The organism is Kitasatospora papulosa (genome assembly GCF_000717245.1).
GTDB lineage: Bacteria > Actinomycetota > Actinomycetes > Streptomycetales > Streptomycetaceae > Streptomyces > Streptomyces papulosus.
Window position 1 is genome coordinate 71,453 of sequence record NZ_JNYQ01000002.1, and the last position, 19,287, is coordinate 90,739.

At 70.8% G+C, this 19,287-nt stretch carries 19 protein-coding genes; 11 read left to right on the forward strand and 8 right to left on the reverse strand.

What is annotated here, in order from left to right:
• The first annotated feature begins 73 nt into the window (after nucleotides 1-73).
• The 6 genes from IA22_RS0105815 (at nucleotide 74) to IA22_RS0105840 (ending at nucleotide 4,520) form a co-directional block, all read left to right on the forward strand.
• Nucleotides 74-1,264, forward strand: a complete 1,191-nt coding sequence (locus IA22_RS0105815; protein WP_015577700.1) for an ABC transporter ATP-binding protein — start codon at nucleotides 74-76, stop codon at nucleotides 1,262-1,264.
• 199 nt (nucleotides 1,265-1,463) lie between these two features.
• The gene (folP, locus tag IA22_RS0105820; RefSeq protein ID WP_014155512.1) at nucleotides 1,464-2,324 is read left to right on the forward strand and encodes a dihydropteroate synthase; all 861 of its coding nucleotides are present in this window, start codon (nucleotides 1,464-1,466) and stop codon (nucleotides 2,322-2,324) included.
• Complete coding sequence (locus IA22_RS0105825) at nucleotides 2,321-2,803, forward strand: nuclear transport factor 2 family protein (protein WP_014155511.1); 483 nt, start codon at nucleotides 2,321-2,323, stop codon at nucleotides 2,801-2,803. Before folP ends, IA22_RS0105825 begins: the two co-directional genes overlap by 4 nt.
• Nucleotides 2,804-2,997: 194 nt before the next feature.
• Nucleotides 2,998-3,357 (forward strand): dihydroneopterin aldolase, encoded by a 360-nt coding sequence (gene folB, locus IA22_RS0105830; protein ID WP_014155510.1) that lies wholly within the window; start codon nucleotides 2,998-3,000, stop codon nucleotides 3,355-3,357.
• Nucleotides 3,354-3,965, forward strand: coding sequence for a 2-amino-4-hydroxy-6-hydroxymethyldihydropteridine diphosphokinase (gene folK, locus IA22_RS0105835; RefSeq protein ID WP_014155509.1), 612 nt, complete (start codon nucleotides 3,354-3,356; stop codon nucleotides 3,963-3,965). Before folB ends, folK begins: the two co-directional genes overlap by 4 nt.
• Before the next feature lie 69 nt (nucleotides 3,966-4,034).
• Nucleotides 4,035-4,520 carry a DUF3180 domain-containing protein gene (locus IA22_RS0105840; protein ID WP_014155508.1) on the forward strand — a complete coding sequence of 162 codons (486 nt, stop codon included), beginning with the start codon at nucleotides 4,035-4,037 and terminating at the stop codon, nucleotides 4,518-4,520.
• A gap of 28 nt (nucleotides 4,521-4,548) precedes the next feature.
• On the opposite strand, the gene IA22_RS0105845 is transcribed toward IA22_RS0105840, so the two are convergent.
• The 7 genes from IA22_RS0105845 to dacB all read right to left on the reverse strand — a co-directional run bounded on the left by IA22_RS0105845 (nucleotide 4,549) and on the right by dacB (nucleotide 12,647).
• On the reverse strand, nucleotides 4,549-4,899 hold the full coding sequence (locus IA22_RS0105845) for a VOC family protein (protein ID WP_030122919.1): 351 nt from the start codon (nucleotides 4,897-4,899) through the stop codon (nucleotides 4,549-4,551).
• 120 nt (nucleotides 4,900-5,019) lie between these two features.
• Nucleotides 5,020-5,625, reverse strand: coding sequence for a GTP cyclohydrolase I FolE (gene folE, locus IA22_RS0105850; RefSeq protein ID WP_014155506.1), 606 nt, complete (start codon nucleotides 5,623-5,625; stop codon nucleotides 5,020-5,022).
• Between the two features lie 183 nt (nucleotides 5,626-5,808).
• Nucleotides 5,809-7,857, reverse strand: coding sequence for an ATP-dependent zinc metalloprotease FtsH (gene ftsH / locus IA22_RS0105855; RefSeq protein WP_014155505.1), 2,049 nt, complete (start codon nucleotides 7,855-7,857; stop codon nucleotides 5,809-5,811).
• Between the two features lie 210 nt (nucleotides 7,858-8,067).
• A complete protein-coding gene (hpt, locus tag IA22_RS0105860; protein WP_014155504.1) occupies nucleotides 8,068-8,607 on the reverse strand; it encodes a hypoxanthine phosphoribosyltransferase in 540 nt (179 codons plus the stop codon).
• 99 nt (nucleotides 8,608-8,706) lie between these two features.
• Entirely contained in the window at nucleotides 8,707-9,780 is a 1,074-nt protein-coding gene (gene tilS / locus IA22_RS0105865) for a tRNA lysidine(34) synthetase TilS (protein WP_014155503.1), read from the reverse strand.
• Between the two features lie 191 nt (nucleotides 9,781-9,971).
• On the reverse strand, nucleotides 9,972-11,117 hold the full coding sequence (locus tag IA22_RS0105870; protein WP_014155502.1) for a zinc-dependent metalloprotease: 1,146 nt from the start codon (nucleotides 11,115-11,117) through the stop codon (nucleotides 9,972-9,974).
• 48 nt (nucleotides 11,118-11,165) lie between these two features.
• The gene (gene dacB, locus IA22_RS0105875) at nucleotides 11,166-12,647 is read right to left on the reverse strand and encodes a D-alanyl-D-alanine carboxypeptidase/D-alanyl-D-alanine endopeptidase (protein ID WP_030122920.1); all 1,482 of its coding nucleotides are present in this window, start codon (nucleotides 12,645-12,647) and stop codon (nucleotides 11,166-11,168) included.
• A gap of 86 nt (nucleotides 12,648-12,733) precedes the next feature.
• Between dacB and IA22_RS0105880 the strand changes: the two genes are divergently transcribed.
• Together IA22_RS0105880 and IA22_RS0105885 are read left to right on the forward strand one after the other, a co-directional pair.
• Nucleotides 12,734-13,228, forward strand: coding sequence for an inorganic diphosphatase (locus IA22_RS0105880; RefSeq protein ID WP_014155500.1), 495 nt, complete (start codon nucleotides 12,734-12,736; stop codon nucleotides 13,226-13,228).
• Nucleotides 13,229-13,421: 193 nt separating this feature from the next.
• Complete coding sequence (locus IA22_RS0105885) at nucleotides 13,422-15,137, forward strand: threonine/serine exporter family protein (protein ID WP_015577708.1); 1,716 nt, start codon at nucleotides 13,422-13,424, stop codon at nucleotides 15,135-15,137.
• A gap of 61 nt (nucleotides 15,138-15,198) precedes the next feature.
• Here IA22_RS0105885 and IA22_RS0105890 read toward each other — a convergent pair whose 3' ends face one another.
• The gene (locus IA22_RS0105890; RefSeq protein WP_030122921.1) at nucleotides 15,199-16,647 is read right to left on the reverse strand and encodes a DedA family protein; all 1,449 of its coding nucleotides are present in this window, start codon (nucleotides 16,645-16,647) and stop codon (nucleotides 15,199-15,201) included.
• Nucleotides 16,648-16,796: 149 nt separating this feature from the next.
• Between IA22_RS0105890 and IA22_RS0105895 the strand changes: the two genes are divergently transcribed.
• The 3 genes from IA22_RS0105895 to gad are packed head-to-tail and all read left to right on the forward strand — an operon-like array spanning nucleotide 16,797 to nucleotide 19,283.
• Nucleotides 16,797-17,162 carry a YbjQ family protein gene (locus IA22_RS0105895; protein WP_014155497.1) on the forward strand — a complete coding sequence of 122 codons (366 nt, stop codon included), beginning with the start codon at nucleotides 16,797-16,799 and terminating at the stop codon, nucleotides 17,160-17,162.
• 58 nt (nucleotides 17,163-17,220) lie between these two features.
• On the forward strand, nucleotides 17,221-17,844 hold the full coding sequence (wrbA, locus tag IA22_RS0105900; RefSeq protein ID WP_014155496.1) for an NAD(P)H:quinone oxidoreductase type IV: 624 nt from the start codon (nucleotides 17,221-17,223) through the stop codon (nucleotides 17,842-17,844).
• A 14-nt stretch (nucleotides 17,845-17,858) separates the two neighbouring features.
• Nucleotides 17,859-19,283, forward strand: coding sequence for a glutamate decarboxylase (gad, locus tag IA22_RS0105905; protein ID WP_030122922.1), 1,425 nt, complete (start codon nucleotides 17,859-17,861; stop codon nucleotides 19,281-19,283).
• Nucleotides 19,284-19,287 lie beyond the last annotated feature (4 nt).

The following is a 19,287-nucleotide window of genomic DNA, read 5'->3' on the forward strand; positions in this document are numbered from 1 at the left end:
CCACCGACAATCGCCGAGGCTGTCGTATTCCGGCAACATGGCCTTCACAGAACCCGCGTCACAATGGGGAATCATGATCCGTTTCGAGCACGTCACCAAGCGGTACGAGGACGGCACCACCGCCGTCGACGACCTTTCCTTCGAGGTCGCCGAGGGTGAACTGGTCACGCTCGTCGGACCTTCCGGCTGCGGCAAGACGACCACCATGAAAATGGTGAACCGTCTCACCGAACCGACCGACGGCCGGATATTTCTCGACGGGGACGACATATCGGCCATCGACCCCGTCAGACTCCGCCGCCGTATCGGCTACGTGATCCAGCAGGTGGGCCTCTTCCCGCACAAGACGGTCCTGGAGAACACGGCGACCGTCCCCCATCTCCTGGGCTGGGGAAGGGAAAAGGGCAGGAAGCGCGCGGCCGAACTGCTCGATCTGGTCGGACTCGATCCTTCCGTATATGGCGCCCGCTATCCCGAGCAGCTTTCCGGCGGCCAGCGCCAGCGCGTGGGTGTGGCCCGGGCCCTGGCGGCCGATCCGCCGGTCCTGCTGATGGACGAGCCATTCGGCGCGGTCGACCCGGTCGTACGGGAAAGGCTGCAGAACGAATTCCTGAAACTGCAGGCGCAGGTCCGCAAGACCGTCCTCTTCGTCACCCATGACATCGAGGAGGCCGTCCGTCTCGGCGACCGGATCGCCGTGTACGGGAACGGGCGCATCGAGCAGTTCGACACCCCGGCCACGGTGCTCGGAGCTCCCGCGACGCCGTACGTCGCCGACTTCGTCGGGGCGGACCGCGGGCTGAAGCGGCTCTCGGTCACTCCCGTCGAGGAGAGCGATCTGGACCAGCCGCCGGTCGTCCACCTCGACGATCCGCTGGCGAAGGCGACCGCACGGCTCCGGGCCGACGGCGCGCGCTGGGCGGTCGTCCTGGACGGTCAGGACAACCTGCACGGCTGGATCCCCGCGGACGACGGGACGACGGGCGACGGAGCGACCGCCGGGGGCACGGTCCGTGAGCACGCACGGCGGATGGAGGCGTGGCTCCCGCTCGGCGCTCCGCTCAAACAGGCCTTCGCCACGATGCTGCAGCACGACGCGGGCTGGATCGCCGTCGTCGACGAGGAGGGTGCCGGCCGGTTCCTGGGCGTACTCACCCCGGCCCGCCTGCACGAGGCGCTGCGCCGCTCGATCGACGCGGACGCACAGGACGTGCCGCGCGCCGACGTCGCCGTGGAGACCGTGGCGGGCGTCACCTCCCGCTGAGGGCGGGGGCCGGCACCGCCGTCCGGCTCAACGCGCGCGAGCGGATCCGGGCGGACGGGCCGGGCGGCGGAAGCGGGCGCGGGGCGCTCCCACCGCGGGGCTCACGCGTACGGTGCCCGCCCGGACCGGCGCCGCGTCCGGCGACGGTCACCACGCCGGGGCGGCCCGACCTCCCCCGTACCGGGCCTAGGCTGGTCGCATGAGTACGTTGCGAGGACGGGGCACGGTGCGGGGTCTGCCGGAGTGGGACCGCTGCGCGGTCATGGGAGTCGTCAATGTGACGCCCGACTCCTTCTCCGACGGCGGTCACTGGTTCGACACCACGGCAGCGATCAAGCACGGCCTCGAACTGGTGGCCGAAGGTGCGGATCTGATCGACGTCGGCGGTGAGTCGACCCGCCCGGGCGCGAGCAGGGTGGACGAGGCCGAGGAACTGCGACGCGTGATCCCCGTCGTCCGGGGGCTGGCCTCCGAGGGCGTCACCGTCTCCGTGGACACCATGCGCGCCGTCGTCGCCGAACAGTCCGTGGCCGCCGGCGCGGCGCTGGTCAACGACGTGAGCGGCGGCCTCGCCGATCCGGGCATGATCCCGGCCGTCGCCGACGCCGGAGTGCCGTTCGTCGTCATGCACTGGCGCGGTTTCAGCGAGTCGATGAACAGCCGGGCGGTCTACGGGGACGTCGTCGGGGAGGTCGTCGCCGAGCTCCGCGAGCGCATGGAGGCCGTGATCGAGGGCGGGGTCGCGCCCGAGCGGCTGGTGATCGATCCGGGGCTCGGCTTCGCCAAGGACGCCGCCCAGGACCTCGCGCTCGTCGCCCACCTCGACCGGCTGCGCGACCTGGGCAGGCCCCTGCTCGTCGCCGCCTCCCGCAAGAGGTTCCTCGGCCATGTCCTGGCGGCCGAGGGCGCGGCCCCGCCCCCGGCCCGTGAGCGGGACGCCGCGACGGCCGCGGTCTCCGCCCTCTCCGCCGCCGCGGGCGCCTGGGCGGTCCGGGTGCACGCGGTACGGCCGACGGCGGACGCGGTCCGGGTCGCCCGCGCCGTCGAGGGTGCCGCGTGAGCGCCGCGCGCGACGACCACGAGGAGGCCGCGGCGGACATCGCCGCGGTCGAGCAGGCGAACACCGCCTTCTACGAGGCGATGGAACGCGGCGACCTCGACGGGCTCTCGGACCTGTGGCTGCCCGGCGAGGACCTCACCGTCTCCTGCGTCCACCCGGGCTGGCCGGTACTCACGGGCCGCGGCGAGGTGCTGCGGAGCTACGCGTTGATCATGGCCAACACCGAGTACATCCAGTTCTTCCTGACCGATGTCGGGGTCGCGATGACCGGGGACACCGCCCTCGTGACCTGCACCGAGAACATCCTCAGCGGTGGCCCCGCCGAGGAGGGCAGCTCGCTCGGACCGCTCGTCGGCCAGCTCGTCGTCGCCACCAACGTGTTCCGGCGCACACCGGACGGCTGGAAGCTCTGGTCCCACCACGGTTCACCCGTACTGGCGGAAACCGGTGAGGAAGAGGACGAGGAACCGACCGTCTGAGCGGACGGGACGGAGCGCGGGGATTGGGCCCCCGATCACAGGGTATACGCGGCTTCCCAACTCCCCGGCCGGGCCGGTCCGCGCCCCCGCGGGCGGGAGCTGTCGGTGCCCGCGGGTAGATTCGAAAGACGGCACCTCATCGCACGCACGCGGCCGGGTGCCTCAGGAGACGACGAACAGCAGGAGTGATTCGCGTGGATCGTGTCGCGCTGCGCGGCCTCAAGGCCCGTGGGTACCACGGTGTCTTCCCCAGGGAACGTGAAGAGGGCCAGACCTTCATCGTGGACCTGGTGCTCGGGCTTGACACCCGCCCCGCGGCAGCCGCCGACGACCTGTCGAAGACGGTGCACTACGGCGTGGTCGCGGAGGAAGTGGTCGACGTCGTCCAAGGTGAGCCGGTCGATCTGATCGAGACGCTCGCGGAACGCATCGCGCAGCAGTGCCTCAAGCACGAAGGGGTCCAGGAGGTCGAGGTCGTCGTCCACAAGCCGGACGCCCCCATCACCGTCCCCTTCGACGACGTGACCATCACCATCACCCGGAGCCGAGCATGACTGCATTTTCCACCGAGGGGCAGAGCGACCCGACCGTACAGCCGGTTCCCGCAGCCGTGGTCGAGCAGGTCGACGCGGCCGACGTCACCCTCTCCAACCCCAAACGGGCCGTGATCTCCCTCGGCTCCAACCTCGGCAACCGCCTGGACACGATCCAGGGGGCCATCGACGCCCTGGAGGACACCCCCGGCCTCCGGGTCAAGGCGGTCTCCCCGGTCTACGAGACGGAGCCCTGGGGCGTCGACCCCGGCTCCCAGCCGTCGTACTTCAACGCGGTCATCATCGTCAAGACGACCCTGCCCCCCTCGTCGCTGCTGGAGCGCGGCCAGGCCATCGAGGAGGCCTTCGACCGGGTCCGGGAGGAGCGCTGGGGCCCGCGCACCATCGACGTCGACATCGTGTCGTACGCCGACGTGGTCTCCGACGACCCGCTGCTGACCCTTCCGCACCCGCGCGCCCGCGAGCGCGCCTTCGTCCTCGCCCCCTGGCACGACGTGGACCCGGAGGCCCAGCTGCCCGGCGTCGGCCCGGTCGCCGACCTCCTGGCAGGTGTGGGCCGCGACGGAGTGCTTCCCCGGCCCGACCTGGAACTCCGTCTCCCCGAGTAGTCGTTAGGCTCAAGGACGACCGTCCGCGGGCGGCGACACGGGCAACGGCGACGAAGGGCGGCACTCTCGGTGAAGCAACTACGGCTCGGCCTCCTGGCCGGACTCTTCGCCGGAGCCGGCGTGCTGTCCTGGGGCGCGGCCCGCCTCTGGGACGCCCTGGGGACGCTCCCCAGCGTGCCGCTCGCCGCACCCGTCGTGCTGGCCGTGATCGCCGTCGTCCTGCTGGCGACGGCACTCTCCATCCGGGCACGCCTGCGCGCCCAGCGGGAGCGGCGCCCCGGGGCCAAGGGCGTGGAGCCGATGATGGCCGCCCGCGCACTGGTCTTCGGCCAGGCGAGCGCACTCGTCGCCGCCCTGGTCGCCGGGATGTACGGCGGCACCTGTGTCTTCCTGCTCAGCCTCCTGGACGTCCCGCCCCGCCGGGATCAGGCCATCTACGCGGGCTCCGCCGTCCTGGCCGGCGTCGCGGTCGTGGCCGCCGCCGTCTTCCTCGAACGGGTCTGCAAGCTCCCGGACGACGGGGACGACGAGCGGAACACCGCACAGGCCGCCTGAGGGACCCTCCCGGCCGTCCCGGCCCGCCTCAGTCGGCCACCGGGTTCTCGATCAGGGTGACCCGGTTGCCGTCGGGATCGTGGACCGCCGCGAACCTCACCTCGCGTGCACCCGGCTGGATCTCACCCGCCCCGATCCCGCGGTCCGCGAGATCCGAGAGCGCCTGGTCCAGATCGTCGACCACCAGATTCACCAGCGTCCCGCCGGCCTGCTCGGGCGATTCGAAGACCTGGAGCCAGGCGTAGGGCGAGATGTGCCAGTCGGCCAGCCCGTCCATCGGCCGGGCATCGGCGGGGCGGCCGAAGAGCCTCTCGTACCACTCCACCGCCGGCTCGATGGCCATGACGGGGGCTACGGCGAGCACATGAGTGAAGGACATGGGGCTCCTCTCCCGGTGGCCCCGGCTCCTGCGGCCGGACCCACCACTGTCGACTCCCCCCACCGCTCGAACTCATCGGTGCCCCACGTCCCGGGCCCTGGTGGCGTGTCCCCCGCCGGGTCAGCGCGCCATGATGAGGCTCATGGCCTCGGCACGCGTCGCCGGATCACGGAGCTGGCCACGGACCGCGGACGTGAGCGTCTTCGCTCCGGGCTTGCGGATGCCGCGCATCGACATGCACATGTGCTCGCACTCGACGACCACGATGACCCCGCGCGGCTCCAGGATCGCCATCAGGGACTCGGCGATCTGCGTGGTGAGACGCTCCTGGACCTGCGGCCGCCGGGCGTAGACGTCGACCAGCCGCGCCAGCTTCGAGAGCCCGGTGATCTTGCCGGTGGTCGCCGGGATGTAGCCCACGTGCGCGACCCCGCGGAACGGAACCAGGTGGTGCTCACAGGTACTGAACACCTCGATGTCCTTGACCAGCACCATCTCGTCGTGGCCGAGATCGAACGTCGTCGTCAGGACGTCCTCGGGCTCCTGGTGGAGGCCCGCGAATATCTCCTTGTACGCACGTGCCACTCGGCCCGGCGTCTCGCGCAGGCCCTCACGGTCGGGGTCCTCGCCGACAGCGATGAGGAGCTCCCGAACAGCCGCCTCGGCCCGCTTCTCGTCGAAAACGCCGATCGAGCCCTGCCCGTCGAGCGTCACCGGGTCGGTCATTCTGTGCCTCGTTCCTCTGTGCAGTCACATGCGCGGACCCGCCCGGCCCTCACGGAATTTCGGCAGGCACAGCGCAGGCATACGAAAAAGCCGCGCCCCCACAGGCTAGAACCTGGGGGGCGCGGCATCCATTCCGGGCCTGGTGGAGGCCCCGTGACAGGGGCCACACCGGGTCGGGCCGGATCAGCTCTCGGGACGGTCCTCGGGGACTGCCTCCGTGGACGTGCCGTTGCTCTTCGTCATGTCCGTCGGGGCGATCTCCGGAGTACCCGAACCGTTGGCGGAGCCGTTGGTGAGGGCGAGCTCCTTGGGAGAGAGCACGGGCGGACGCGTCGACGGGGTGCGCCGGGCAGAACCGGTCCACGCCGGGCGAGCCGGGCGCTTCACGATCGGGGCGAAGATCTCGGCGATCTGCTCCTTGCCGAGCGTCTCCTTCTCGAGGAGCTCGAGGACCAGGGCGTCGAGGATGTCGCGGTTCTCGACGAGAATCTCCCACGCGTCGTTGTGCGCGGTCTCGATGAGCTTCTTGACCTCTTCGTCGACGAGCGCGGCGACCTCTTCCGAGTAGTCGCGCTGGTGTCCCATCTCCCGGCCCACGAACGGCTCGGTGTTGTCTCCACCGAACTTGATCGCACCGAGGCGCTCCGTCATGCCGTACTGCGTGACCATCGCGCGGGCCGTGGCAGTGGCCTTCTCGATGTCGTTGGCGGCACCGGTCGTCGGGTCGTGGAAGACCAGCTCCTCGGCCGCGCGCCCGCCCAGCATGTACGCCAGCTGGTCGAGCATCTCGTTGCGCGTCGTGGAGTACTTGTCCTCCTCCGGGAGCACCATCGTGTAACCGAGGGCACGGCCGCGGGAGAGGATCGTGATCTTGTGGACCGGGTCCGACTGGGGTGAGGCCGCCGCGACCAGGGCGTGTCCGCCCTCGTGGTACGCGGTGATCTTCTTTTCCTTCTCGGACATGATCCGGGTCCGCTTCTGCGGTCCCGCCACGACGCGGTCGATGGCCTCGTCGAGCATGTGGTTGTCGATCAGCTTCTTGTTGCTTCGCGCCGTGAGGAGCGCCGCTTCGTTCAGCACGTTCGACAGATCGGCACCGGTGAAGCCGGGCGTACGACGGGCGACCGCGTTGAGGTCGACGTCCTCCGCGACCGGCTTGCCCTTCTGGTGCACCTTGAGGATCTCGAGGCGGCCCTGCATGTCCGGACGGTCGACGGCGATCTGCCGGTCGAAACGCCCCGGACGCAGCAGCGCCGGGTCCAGGATGTCCGGCCGGTTCGTGGCGGCGATCAGGATGACGCCGCCCTTCACGTCGAAGCCGTCCATCTCGACGAGCAGCTGATTGAGCGTCTGCTCGCGCTCGTCGTGACCGCCGCCCATGCCGGCACCGCGGTGCCGTCCGACGGCGTCGATCTCGTCGACGAAGACGATCGCCGGAGCGTTCGCCTTGGCCTGCTCGAAGAGGTCACGGACACGGGAGGCACCGACACCGACGAACATCTCGACGAAGTCGGAACCGGAGATCGAGTAGAACGGGACGCCCGCCTCGCCCGCGACCGCGCGAGCGAGCAACGTCTTGCCCGTACCGGGCGGCCCGTACAGCAGGACGCCCTTGGGGATCTTGGCGCCGACGGCCTGGAACTTCGCCGGCTCCTGGAGGAATTCCTTGATCTCGTACAGTTCCTCGACGGCCTCGTCCGACCCCGCCACATCGGCGAACGTCGTCTTCGGCGTGTCCTTGGTGATCAGCTTGGCCTTGGACTTGCCGAACTGCATGACCTTGGAGCCGCCGCCCTGCATCTGATTCATCAGAAACAGGAACACGACCACGATCAGGACGAAGGGCAGCAGCGAGAGAAGGATCGAGACGAACGGGGACTGCTTCGACGGCGAGACGGTGTAACCCTTCTCGATGTCACCGCTCTCGAACTTCTTCTGCAACGTGTCGGCGAGCTCGACGCCCTGGTTGCCGATGTAGCTCGCCTGGAACTTGCTGCCGGACTCGCCCTCGAGCTTCTGCTTGTCCTTCAGCTCGATCTTCAGGATCTGTTCGTCACCGGTGGTCAGCTTGGCCTGCTCCACCTGGTTCTTGCTGATCGCCTGGATCACCTTGCCGGTGTCCACCGTCTTGTAGCCGCCGGACGAGCCGACGACCTGCATCAACACGACCACGGCGAGGACGGCCAGCACGATCCACATGACCGGCCCACGGAAGTATCGCTTCACGTCCATCCATACGGAGCGAAGTCGCCCCGTCCCTCCTGCCCGTAGGTAAATGCTGCTGTGAGAAAAGACTGTGCTTCGGACGGTACCCCAGCATTGTCACCCGTGACCGCAGGGGACGTCTGACAAACCCGTCCTCGAAGGCTCCAACGGCGCGAAGGCCGCGAGGGTTCCCGGGAGTCCGGCCGGGTTCGGCCGGGCCCTGCCTGGGCGGTTACCTCAACCGCCGTAGACGTGAGGGGCGAGCGTACCGACGAAGGGGAGGTTGCGGTACTTCTCCGCGTAGTCGAGTCCGTAGCCGACGACGAACTCGTTGGGGATGTCGAAGCCGACCCACTTCACGTCGATGGCGACCTTCGCCGCGTCCGGCTTGCGGAGCAACGTGCAGACCTCCAGGCTCGCGGGTTCGCGCGAGCCGAGGTTGGTCAGCAGCCAGGACAGCGTCAGACCGGAGTCGATGATGTCCTCGACGATCAGGACGTGCTTGCCCTTGATGTCGGTGTCGAGGTCCTTGAGGATCCGGACGACGCCCGAGGACTGGGTGCCGGCGCCGTACGACGAGACGGCCATCCAGTCCATGGTGACGGGGGTGGACAGGGCCCGGGCCAGGTCCGCCATGACCATCACCGCACCCTTGAGGACGCCGACGATGAGCAGGTCCTTGCCCGCGTACTCCGCGTCGATCTTCGCTGCAAGCTCGACGAGCTTCGCGTCGATCTCTTCCTTGGTGAGGAGCACCGACTGAAGGTCGGTGCCCATGTCCTTCTCGTTCACCCGCGTCTCTTTCTCTGCCCTGCCGGACCCGGACTGTTCACCGGGCCGGACCGGCGTTTCGCCTGCATGTCAGCCGCTTGCGCTTCAGCTCTGCCGAATCACCAGTCTGCCACCCTGCCGCCGCACCTCGACGCGGCCGGGCAGGTTGATGGCGCCCTGGCCCCGCCAGCCGGTGATGAGCCGGTCGACTTCCTCGATGTGGCGGGCGAAGAGCGAACCCGCGGGAGATCCCGCGTCGATCACCGCCCGGCGCAGCACCCGGCGGCGTACCGCGGGCGGCAGCACGGAGAGCTTGACGCACTCCAGCCGTCCGGCGTCGTCCAGCACCGAACGGGCGGCCTCGGCGGCCCAGGTGTCGAGGGCGTCGGCGTCGTCGCGGGAGAGCTGGGCCGTACGGGCGAGTGCTTCCACGACGCCCTTGCCCAGCGCCTTCTCCAGGGCGGGCAGGCCTTCGTGGCGGAGCCGGGAGCGGGTGTAGGCGGGATCGATGTTGTGGGGGTCGTCCCAGACGGGGATCGACTGGACCAGGCAGGCCTTGCGGGCGGTCTGCCGGTCGAGCTGGAGGAACGGGCGGCGGTAGCGGCCGGCGGGGCCGGAGGCGGCGGCCATCCCCGAGAGCGAGCGGATGCCCGAGCCGCGGGCGAGGCCCAGCAGGACGGTCTCGGCCTGGTCGTCGCGGGTGTGGCCGAGGAGCACGGCGAAGGCGCCGTGGCGCTCCGCCGCCGCGTCCAGGGCGGCGTAGCGGGCGTCCCGGGCGGCGGCCTCGGGACCGCCGTCGCGGCCGACGCGCACGGCGACGGCCTCGACCGGGTCGAGCCGCATCTCGGCGAGACGGGCCACGACCTCGCCGGCCCGGAGTCCGGAGCCGGGCTGCAGATTGTGGTCGACGGTAATGCCGCCGGCGCGGACGGGCAGCTTGCGCGACTCGAACGCGAGGGCGGAGGCGAGAGCCATGGAGTCGGCGCCCCCGGAGCAGGCGACGAGCACCAGCGGGGTGTCCGGCCGCTCGGGCAGCCCGGAGCGGCGCGCGCCCGCGCCCGCTTCGGCGAACTCGGCGCGTCCCGCCTGTTCGGTCCGACGGTTGTATTCGGTGACGACGTCGTGGAGTACGCGGCGGACCGCCAGGCGTATCGCCGCGACCGCAGGATGGGGACCCATGTCCGGTGCCCTTCGGGTGAAGTTTCGGGGGAGGGTGCCTCGGGGCGCCCGGGACGGAGTCCCGTCACTCAGAGTGCGTCGATGGTGACAGAGCCAAGTCGTCCATCGAGCATTGCACGCCTTCCCACACCCTTATGGTCCCCCGGATGGGTGATTGGGGAGGCAATCTTCTGCCTCCGGACCGGCCAAGATCACGAATCTGCCTTACGGTGCACCCGCGCCACCCAGTCCGCCGGTGCGGCGATCTCGGCCTTGGTGGGCAGGGTGTTGGGGGAGGTCCACACCCGGTTGAAGCCGTCCATGCCGACTTCGTCGACCACGGCCCGGACGAACTTCTCGCCGTCGCGGTACTGCCGCAGCTTGGCGTCGAGCCCCAGGAGCTTGCGCAGTGCCAGGTCCAGCCGGCTCGCCCCGCGCGCCCTGCGCTGCTGGAACTTCTCCCGGATCTCGGCGACGGAGGTCACCACGTCGGGGCCCACGCCGTCCATCACGAAGTCGGCGTGTCCCTCGAGCAGGGACATGACGGCGGTGAGCCGGCCAAGGACCTCTCGCTGGGCGGGCGTCTGGACGATCTCGACGAGGCTGCGCCCGCCGTCGTCCCCCTCCTCGCCCCGTTCGCCCTCGGGGCGGCTGCCGCCCGAGAAGGCCTGCGCCGCCTCGCGGAGCCGTTCGAGCACGGTCATCGGGTCGACGTCGGTCTCGTCGAGGAACGACTGGATTTCGCCCTGCAGATGGTCGCGGAGCCAGGGGACACCGGTGAACTGGGTGCGGTGCGTCTCCTCGTGGAGCGCCACCCAGAGTCGGAAGTCGTGCGGGTCGACCTCGAGTTCCCGCTCGACGTGGACGATGTTGGGGGCGACCAGAAGCAGTCGGCCCCCTCCGTTCGAGGACGCGGGCAGCTCGCGGGTGGCGGGCGCGAAGGTCTCGTACTGGCCGAGGACCCTGGACGCCAGGAACGACAGCAGCATGCCCAGCTCGACACCGGTCACCTTGCCGCCGACCGCGCCCAGCACCGCGTTTCCGGGGCCGCCGCCGCGGCGGTCCTGCATCTTCCCGAGCAGGGGACTCAGCAGTTCACGGAAGCCCGCGACGTTGGCCCTGATCCAGCCGGCCCGGTCGACGACCAGGACCGGGGTGTCCTCGGGCTCGTGCCCGTCCGGGATCATCCGGGTGAACGACCGGACGTGCTCCTCGGATGCCTTGGCGTGTCGCCGTAGCTCGGCGACGACGGCACGGGCCTCCTCACGGCTGATCTCCGGACCCGGGCGCACGAACCGGGTCGCGGTCGCGACCGCGAGTTTCCAGTCGACCATCTCGGCACCACCGATGCTCGTCATGCGTCAACCGTACGTGAGGTGGTCGCCCCATGGTGGGGTGTCAGCCGCTCACCCGGTGCCTTTGGTGAGGGTGGTGGCCAGGGTGTCCAGCGTTGCCTCCGCCTCGGCCGGGGACGTGGTGCCCGAGGCCAGGAACGCGAAGGCCAGAAGCCGCCCCTGCGCGTCGACCGCGGTCCCGGCGAGGCTGTTCACCCCGGTGAGGGTGCCGGTCTTGGCCCTGATCAGCCCGGTCGCCGGGGAGGTGGCGGTGTAGCGGTCGCCGAGCGTGCCGCTGAATCCGGCGACCGGGAGTCCGGTGAGGACGGGCCGGAGCTCGGGGTGGTCCCGGTCGGCGGCGAGCGCGAGCAGCCGGGCGAGGAGGCCCGCGCTCACCTTGTCCGCACGGTCCAGTCCGCTGCCGTCGGCGAGCCGGGCTCCGGTCAGCGGCATGCCGAGTCTCTTCAGCTCCGCGGTGGTGGCGCGGCGGCTGCCGGCGAAGGAGGCGGGCTCCCCCGCCTTCAGCGCGGTCTGCCGGATCAGCGCCTCGGCGATGTCGTTGTCGCTGTTGGTCATGGCGCGTTCGACCAGTGCGGAGAGCGGCTTCGACCAGTGCGTCGCCACCGTCCGTGATCCCTTCACGGCCTTCCCGGACGCGGGGGCGGAACGGGTGGCGACACCGGCGTCGCCGAGCAGGTCCGCGAAAGCGCGCGCCGCGTCGGCCGCGGGATCGCCGCTCCGGGGAGCCGGCCCCCGGTCGCTCCCGTCGAGGCGGCCCTCGTCGACCATGAGCGCGCTCACCGGCGCGATGTTCTCGTTGGGGCCGATGGGGTGGCGGGCAGGGCCCGAGTAGAGCGAGGTGTCGTACGTCAGTCGCACCGGCCCGGTGCCGCCGTCCGGCAGCGCGCGCGCCGCGTCGGCGGCCAGGGAGCGCAGGGCCGCCTTGTCCAGGGTGGGGTCCCCTCCGCCGACGAGGGTGAGCGTCCGTGAGTCCGGGGACAGCGCGACCGTCGTCGCGATGCGATGGGCGGGGCCGAGCGCGGAGAGCACGGCCACGGTGGTGGCGATCTTCACCGTGGACGCGGGTGTCATGGGGGTGGCGGCGCCCCTCGCGAACAACTGCTTGCCGGTGGCCGCGTCGATGACCACGGCGGTACGTACGGAGCCGAGTGCGGGCTTGTCCAGCAGGGGGTCGAGGGCGGTCCTCAGGCTGCTCGCGCCCGCCGGGGTGAGCCCCCCGGCGGTCCCGAGGGCGCTCAGGACGGCAGGAGCGCTGGGGGCGGGCTCAGGGCCGTCCGGCGCGTCCCGTTCGTGATGTGCGCCACCTGCGCGCTGCACGGCGGCCGCCCGGTCACGCTCGGCCTTACGCTGACCGGTGTCCCAGGGGCCGGCGGCCAGCACGGCACCGGCGGCGACCACCAGGCCGAGCACGGCGGAGCCTGCGACGAGCCGGCGGTTCCCCGACCCGCTTGCGCGCTTCAGGTACTCCGGGGCTTTCCACCCGCCCCACCTGCTCAACGGTTCCTCCGTCGGTTTCTGCACCGGCTCGGCCACCGTTGACCAGCCCCTTTCGCGAGCACTCGTCTGCGTGAGGGACACTTAACCATCAGTCGTATGTGTTGATCATGGAGGAGCCACCCGTGGAGTTCGACGTCGTTATCGAGATCCCGAAGGGTTCGCGGAACAAGTACGAGGTGGACCACGAGACCGGTCGGATCCGTCTGGACCGTCGACTCTTCACCTCGACCAGCTACCCGGCGGACTACGGCTTCGTCGAGAACACCCTCGGCGAGGACGGCGACCCGCTGGACGCGCTGGTCATCCTCGAGGAGCCGACGTTCCCCGGCTGCCTCATCAAGTGCCGCGCCATCGGCATGTTCCGGATGACCGACGAGGCCGGCGGCGACGACAAGCTGCTGTGCGTCCCGGCGTCCGACCCCCGGGTGGAGCACCTGCGCGACATCCACCACGTGTCGGAGTTCGACCGCCTGGAGATCCAGCACTTCTTCGAGGTCTACAAGGACCTGGAGCCCGGCAAGTCCGTCGAGGGCGCCGACTGGGTCGGCCGCACCGAGGCCGAGGCCGAGATCGAGGCTTCCTACAAGCGCCTCGAGGCGCAGGGCGGCGCGCACTGACGCGACTCCTCCGGCTTCCGCTTACGAGCGGGGCGGCGTGGACAGCGGCGCACGGGGCCGACCGGCCCGGCTGACCGTACGACGGGCGGCGCACCTTCACCGGTGCGCCGCCCGTTGCGTGTGGCGCCCATGTCCGTGCCCATACTGGGCAGGAGCGCTCCCGTGACGGGCGGTCGAGGAGGAACGAGGTCGAGTGGTGGCGGAACAGGGCGGTCCCGAGGACCAGAAGCCCCAGTCCGACGAGGCGCACAGCGCGTTCGCGCCCCCCGCCGGGGTCGAGCAGCCGACGGCTCCTCCGGAGGACGACCACCCCACATCGGAATTCGCCCTTCCGGCCGGCCTGCACAACGATCCGTCGGCGGCTTCGGGCCCGGGCCAGGGTTCCGCTTCCGGCTCGGGACAGGGCTCGGGGTCCGACACGCTGTCGTCCGCCTTCGTCCCGCCCAGCGGGTACAACGCGCAGCAGCAGCCACCCGCGTTCACCCCGGCGCACGGCATTCCGATGGTCCGGCTGACCAAGGAGGCCCCCTGGCAGGACCGGATGCGCACGATGCTCCGGATGCCCGTGTTCGAACGGCCGGCACCCGAGATGGTGCAGAAGACCGACGACTCGGGGCCCGCCGTCCCGCGTGTGCTCGACCTGACGCTCCGTATCGGCGAGCTGCTGCTCGCGGGCGGCGAGGGTGCCGAGGACGTCGAGGCGGCCATGTTCGCCGTGTCGCGTTCGTACGGGCTCGACCGCTGCGAGCCGACGGTCACGTTCACCCTGCTGTCCATCTCGCACCAGCCGTCCCTGGTCGACGACCCCATCACGGCCAGCCGTACCGTGCGCCGGCGGGGCACCGACTACACCCGTCTGGCCGCGGTGTTCCGGCTGATCGACGACATCACCTCGGCGGAGCACGTCGAGGTCTCGCTGGAGGAGGCCTACCGCCGCCTGGCCGAGATCCGGCGTAACCGGCACCCGTACCCGGGCTGGGTGCTGACGGCCGCGGCCGGCCTGCTCGCCGGCTCGGCTTCGGTGCTGGTCGGTGGTGGCGTGCTGGTCTTCGTCGTGGCGGCGGCGGGCGCGATGCTCGGCGACCGGCTGGCCTGGCTCTGCGCCGGGCGCGGGCTGCCCGAGTTCTACCAGTTCACGGTCGCGGCCATGCCGCCGGCCGCGATGGGCATCGCGCTGACCCTCACCCACTCGACGGATGTGCGGCCCTCCGCGGTGATCACCGGTGGACTGTTCGCGCTGCTGCCCGGGCGGGCCCTCGTCGCCGGGGTGCAGGACGGTCTGACCGGCTACTACATCACCGCGGGAGCCCGGCTCCTGGAGGTCATGTACTTCTTCATCGGCATCGTGGGGGGCGTCCTGCTGATGCTCTACCTGGGCGTCCAGCTCGGCGCCCAGCTGAACCCGGAGGCGCGGTTCGTACCCAACGACCGGCCGGTGCTCCAGATCCTGGCCTCGATGGCCCTCACCCTGGCCTTCGCCATCCTCCTCCAGCAGGAACGCTCCACGGTCCTCGCCGTGACGCTCAACGGCGGGGTGGCCTGGATCATCTACGGGGCGATGGCCCGCACCGGCGGTATCTCCCCCGTCGCGGCGACGGCCGTCGCCGCCGGGCTGGTGGGGCTGTTCGGCCAGTTGTTCTCGCGCTACCGCTACACCTCGTCGCTGCCGTACATCACGGCCGCGATCGGCCCCCTGCTGCCCGGCTCGGCGACCTACTTCGGGCTCCTCGGCGTGGCCCAGAACGAGGTGGACACCGGGCTCACGTCGCTCTTCACCGCCGTCGCCACGGCGCTGGCCATCGCCATCGGGGTCAATCTCGGGAGCGAGATCTCGCGGCTCTTCATGCGGGTGCCAGGCGCGGTCGAGGGCCCGTCCCGCCGGGCCGCCAAGCGGACCCGAGGCTTCTGACGGACGAACGGCGCCCCGGTCCCCACGTGGGGACCGGGGCGCCGTCGGTGCGCGCGGTGGGTCAGCGCCTGTTCTGCCAGCCGTACTGACCCGGGTCGTCCTCCTGGCCGTCGCCCGGGCGGGCCGCGGGCCGGTCGCCGTACGGGCCGCCGCCGGTGTACTCACCCGGCTGAGCCGGCTGACCGGGCCGGCCGCCCGCGTACCGGCCGTCGTGTCCGGCGGGGTCGTACGGGGCCGGCCGACCGCTGCCGTACGGGTCGTACTGACCGCCCTGGCCTGCGTCGTACCGGCCCTGCGGGGCGCCGTACTGGCCGCCCTGGTCCGGGGCGCCGTACTGGCCGCCCTGCTGACCGCCCTGGTCCGGAGCGCCGTACTGACCGCCGGAGTACTGGGCCCCCTGGCCCCCTGCGTACTGACCGCCGTACGAGGTGTCCTGGCCGCCGTACTGGCCCTGTGGGGCGCCGTACTGGCCACCCTGCTGACCGCCCTGGTCCGGGGCGCCGTACTGACCGCCGGAGTACTGGGCCCCCTGGCCGCCGGCGTACTGACCGCCGTACGGGGTGTCCTGGCCGCCGTACTGGCCGGCGGCCTGCTGCCGGCCGCCCTGGCCCTGACCGTACTGATCCGCCTGGGCGCCGTACTGGCCCCCCTGGGCGGCGCCGTATCCGCCGTCGCCGTACTGGGCACCCTGGCCGGTGCCGTACGGGGCACCCTGGCCGGTGCCGTACTGGCTGCCGTAGGCGCCGCCGCCGTACGGGGCCGTCCGGTCGCCCGTGTGCTGGTGGGCGGCGGGGCCCTGGCCGTCCTCGCCCGTCCCGCCGCGGGGGCCCTCCGCGGGGCCTCCGTCCGAGGGGCCGTGGTCGTCGCCCTGGTGCGCGGCGGCTTCCTTCTTCGACTTGCCGCGGGCCCGCAGGAACTCGATCAGGATCGGCACCACAGAGATCAGCACGATCAGGATGAGGATCATCTCGATGTTCTCGTGCACGAAGTCGATCTTGCCGAGGGCCGCCCCGAGCAGCGTCACGCCGACGCCCCAGAGGATGCCGCCGATGATGTTGAACGTGATGAAGGAGCGGTAGTCCATCCGGCTCACACCGGCGATGATCGGCGTGAAGGTCCGGACGATGGGCACGAAGCGGGCCAGCACCAGCGACTTCGGGCCGTACTTCTCGAAGAACTCGTGGGCCTTCTCGACGTTCTCCTGCTTGAAGAGGCGGGAGTCCGGGCGTTTGAAGAGGGCCGGTCCCACCTTGCGGCCGAAGAGGTAGCCGACCTGGTCGCCGATGATCGCCGCCAGGGCGACCAGGACGCAGACCAGCCACAGGGGGTACTTGAGGTCGCCCGTCGTCACCAGGAGACCCGTGGTGAACAGCAGGGAGTCGCCGGGCAGGAAGAACCCGATCAGCAGTCCGGACTCGGCGAACACGATGAGCAGGAGGCCGGGCAGCCCGAAGGTGTTGAGCAGATAATCCGGGTCCAGCCAGCTCGGGCCGAGCGCAAGCGTATTCAAGGGTCCGGGCTCCAGGGTTGGTCGGTGTGCGCGGCTGCGTGGCCGCCCCAAGCTATCAACGCTGCGACGGACGCCTGGGTTCCACTGGCGTAAGCGAGGATGCGCACGGAACGAACCGGGGCAAAACTTTCCGCAGGAGGTGCCACATCATGGGCATTGAGGACTACGGCGGCGGACAGACGCCCCGGGCGGACATCCTGGTCGTCACCACGAACGATGTCCCCGGCCACCGGGTGACCGAGGTCATCGGCGAGGTGTTCGGGCTCACGGTCCGCTCCCGCCACCTCGGCAGTCAGATCGGCGCGGGACTGAAGTCGATGATCGGCGGTGAGCTCAAGGGGCTGACCAAGACGCTGGTCGAGACCCGCAACCAGGCGATGGAACGGCTCGTCGACCAGGCCAGGGCCCGCGGCGCGAACGCGGTGCTGATGATGCGCTTCGACGTGAGCGAGGCGGCGGACGTGGGCACCGAGGTCTGCGCGTACGGCACCGCCGCCGTGATCAGCCCGACCTGATCCGCCCCTCCCCTCCCTCCCGCCGCACCGTCCACGTCCACGCCCCGGAGGCACCCGTATGCCCACGTCCGTCAACGTCGCCGTCATCTACTACTCCTCCACCGGCACCGTCTCCACGATCGCCAAGGCCATGGCCGGGGACGTCGAGAGCGCCGGAGCACACGTCCGGCTGCGCAAGGCGGCCGAGCTCGCCCCCCAGGCGGCGATCGACTCCAATCCCGCGTGGGCCGAGCACGCCCGGGCGACGGCCGACATCCCCGAGGTGTCGCCGGACGACATGGTCTGGGCCGACGCGGTGATCTTCGGTACGCCGACCAGGTACGGCAACGTCACGGCGCAGCTCAAGCAGTTCCTCGACACGCTGGGAGGGCTCTGGCAGGCGGGGCAGCTCGCCGACAAGGTCTACAGCGGCTTCACCGCCAGCAGCACCACCCACGGCGGACAGGAGTCCACCCTGCTGGCGCTGTACAACACGATCTACCACTTCGGCGGAATCCTGGTGCCTCCGGGCTACACGGACCCCTCGAAGTTCGTCGACGGCAACCCCTACGGCACCTCCCACGTCTCGGGCCAGGGCGACATCCCGGTCGCCGAGCAGACCCTGACCGCCGCACGGGTCCAGGCCCGACGTGTCGTCAAGTTCACCCGGGCCGTCAAGGCCGGACTCGCGGCAGAGAACTGAGGAGACGGCTCACGATGGCGCTCCACCAGGGACGGCACGGCCGGCCCGCCCCCTCCGAGGAACACCGCAGACTCGCCCTCAACCCGTTCTTCGGGGAGGCCGACCCGACCGCGCCCATGGTCGCAGCGCCGCCGACGCACCGGCTCCCGGAGGATCCGCTGCCGCCGTCGACCGCCTACCGGCTCGTCCACGACGAGCTGATGCTCGACGGGAACTCCCGGCTCAACCTCGCCACCTTCGTCACCACCTGGATGGAACCCCAGGCGGGTGTGCTGATGAGCGAGTGCCGGGACAAGAACATGATCGACAAGGACGAGTACCCCCGTACCGCCGAGCTGGAGCGGCGCTGCGTGGCGATGCTCGCCGACCTCTGGAACGCGCCCGATCCCGCCTCCACGGTGGGCTGTTCGACGACGGGGTCCAGCGAGGCCTGCATGCTCGCGGGGATGGCGCTGAAGCGGCGCTGGTCGGCCAGGAACGCCGACCGCTATCCGGCGACGGCACGGCCCAACCTGGTGATGGGCGTCAACGTGCAGGTCTGCTGGGAGAAGTTCTGCACGTTCTGGGAGGTCGAGCCACGCCAGGTCCCGATGGACGGTGAGCGTTTCCACCTGGACCCGCAGGCGGCCGCCGAGCTGTGCGACGAGAACACCATCGGGGTCGTCGGGATCCTCGGTTCCACCTTCGACGGCTCCTACGAGCCGATCGCCGACCTCTGCGCCGCGCTGGACGACCTCCAGGAGCGCACCGGGCTCGACATCCCGGTCCATGTGGACGGCGCGTCCGGGGCGATGATCGCCCCGTTCCTCGACCCGGACCTGGTCTGGGACTTCCGGCTGCCCCGGGTGTCCTCGATCAACACCTCCGGACACAAGTACGGCCTGGTCTACCCGGGTGTGGGCTGGGCCCTGTGGCGTTCACCGGCCGAGCTGCCGGAGGAGCTGGTCTTCAGGGTCAACTACCTGGGCGGCGACATGCCGACCTTCGCGCTGAACTTCTCCCGGCCCGGCGCGCAGGTGGTCGCGCAGTACTACACGTTCCTGCGGCTGGGCCGGGAGGGCTACCGGGCCGTGCAGCAGGCCTCCCGGGACATCGCGCGACGGCTCGCCGTGGAGTTCGAGGCCCTGGAGGACTTCAGGCTCCTGACCCGCGGCGACGAACTCCCGGTGTTCGCGGTGACGACGAAGCCCGACGTCCAGGCGTACGACGTCTTCGACGTGTCCAGACGGCTGCGGGAGCGCGGCTGGCTCGTGCCCGCGTACACCTTCCCCGCCAACCGCCAGGACCTCTCGGTGCTGCGGGTCGTCTGCCGCAACGGCTTCTCCTCCGACCTCGCGGAGCTGCTGCTGGACGACCTGCGGGGGCTGCTGCCCGAACTGCGCTCCCAGGCGCATCCGTTGCACCGGGATCCCGGGGTCCAGACGGCGTTCCACCACTGAACCC